This window comes from Cupriavidus sp. 05T41 (genome assembly GCF_056396525.1).
In genome coordinates, this window is the sequence record NZ_JBFTLQ010000188.1 from 1 (window position 1) to 2129 (window position 2129).

The window sequence follows — 2129 nt, forward strand, 5'->3', positions numbered from 1 at the left end:
GAGCTGCGGCGGAGCTGCGGCGCATCCAGATCGTGTTCCAGATGGCCGATACCGCGCTCAATCCTGCACGCACCGTCGAGGAGATCCTGGCGCGGCCGCTGCAGTTCTTCCACGGCCTGCGCGGCGAAGCGAAACGGGCACGGATCCGCCAGTTGCTCGATCTGGTGCGGCTGCCGGCCGGCGTGGCGCAGCGCACGCCCGGTGGCCTGTCCGGCGGGCAGAAACAGCGCGTGAACCTGGCCCGCGCGCTGGCGGCCGAGCCAGAGCTGATCCTGTGCGACGAGATCACCTCGGCGCTGGACACGGTAGTCGGCGCGGCCATCCTCGACCTGATGGCCGAGCTGCGCAAGGAACTGGGTGTCTCATATCTCTTCATCAGCCACGACCTGCACACCGTGCGCTCGATCTGTGACGAGATCGTGGTGATGCAGCATGGCCGCAAGCTGACCCAGGTCGCGCACGCGGACTACGACCGCGGTCCGCACCACCCCTACTATGCGCTGCTGGCGCGCTCGGTGCCCGAGCTGCGCCGCGGCTGGATCGATGAAGTCGATCTGCATAGCGACGATGCAGTGGCCGCCGGCGTCACCGCCTGACCCCGTTCTCACGGCGTGGCGTGATCGCAGCGATGACGCCAACCGGTCGGCGCAGCGCCAGCACGCGCCGGCCGGGAACAGTCGCGGTGGTCACGCCGTCATCGGCGCGCGGGGCTTCTCCAGCAAACCATTCGAATAGTCGCAACCTCGCCCCTTGCCTTCAGCTAGTGGCTCGCCCTGCTCGCGCAAGAGCAGCGGCGCCGAGGCTTCAAATGCAAAGCGACCGGCTTGCGCCGGTCGCTTGAGAGGGCCGCGCCTTGGCGGCACGGCGGCGGAACGCTAGCTCGTCGCAGGCGTCCTCAATACGGGGTGTGGTGGGATGGCGGGCGCATTTGGCTACCCATGCCAGAAGGCCGCGCCGTCGCCCCGGATTTGCGAGAGCACACTGCACCCAGGCTACCGCACTCCCGCCACCTTCCAGATCAGGCATCCAGCCAGACGTTCTCAGCAAACGAATAGCCCATCAGCCCCCCCAGCGGGATCGGCGACAGGCCCTTGAGCTTCGACGAATGTGCGTCGATGCTGGCCAGGAACAGCGGGATACCAATGCCGGCGTCCTCGTGGATCATGGTCTGCATGTCGCCATACAACTGCTTGCGTTTGGCGGTATCGGTTTCGCCCCGCGCCGCCAGCAGCAGCTGGTCGAACCTGGGGTTCTTCCAGCGCGATTCGTTCCACGGCGCATCGGACTTGAAGAACTGCGTGAGAATGGTGTCGGCGCTGGGGCGCGGGTTGACATTGCCGAAGCCTACGGGGCTGTTGAGCCAGTGATTCGACCAGTAGCCATCGGCAGGCATGCGCTTGATGTCGATGTCCAGGCCGACACGCTGCGCGGTCTGCTGCAGCACCGTCGCGATCTCCACCGAATACAGCGCGGCGGGCGAGGTCACCACCGGCACCTTGCCCGTCACGCCGGCTTTGCGGAAATGGAACTTCGCCTTCTCCGGATCGAAGGCGCGCTGCGGCAAATCCTTGAAGAAGAAGCGGTTGGTGGGGTCGATCGGCTGATCGTTGCCGAGCACCGCATAGTCGAGCGCGATGGCTTTCTTCATCTGCTCGCGGTCTTGCAGGTACTTCATTCCCATCAAGAAGTCCGGGCTCATGCCTGGACCCGCGTCCTTGCGCATGATCAGGTCTGAGTACTGCCCCGATTGCGTGACGAGGATGGCGTAGCCCGGCGTACCMTTGACTCGGGCCACGGCGCGGGGGTTGACCATGGCCACCAGGTCCATCCCGCCCGACAGCAGCGCGTTGACGCGCGCACTGTCATCCGCAATGCCGACGAACTCGATTTCGTCGAGATAGGGCTTGCCGGGCTTCCAGTAGGCGCCGTTTCGCACCACGAGTGTGCGCACGCCCGGCCTGAACTCCTTGATCTTGTAGGGTCCGGTACCAATGCCGGCACTGAAGTCGGTGGTGCCGTCCTTGACGATGAGGAAGTGGAAGGTGCCCAGGATCACCGGCAGGTCGGCATTGGGGCTGGTGAGCACCACCGTGACCTCGTTCGGGCCGGTGGCTTTCACGCTCTCGATC

The 2129-nt window shown here is 65.5% G+C and carries 2 protein-coding genes and 1 pseudogene; 1 reads left to right on the forward strand and 2 read right to left on the reverse strand.

The window, feature by feature from the left end:
* On the forward strand, positions 1 to 596 hold a 596-nt coding region (locus AC1DKV_RS40365), incomplete at its 5' end, for an ATP-binding cassette domain-containing protein (RefSeq protein WP_477139755.1).
* A gap of 16 nt (positions 597 to 612) precedes the next feature.
* Here the strand turns inward: AC1DKV_RS40365 and AC1DKV_RS40370 are convergent.
* Positions 613 to 791: pseudogene (locus tag AC1DKV_RS40370) on the reverse strand (aldehyde dehydrogenase family protein); the annotation flags it as partial.
* 227 nt (positions 792 to 1018) lie between these two features.
* The coding region (locus AC1DKV_RS40375) for an ABC transporter substrate-binding protein (RefSeq protein WP_477139756.1) at positions 1019 to 2129 on the reverse strand (1111 nt) is incomplete at its 5' end.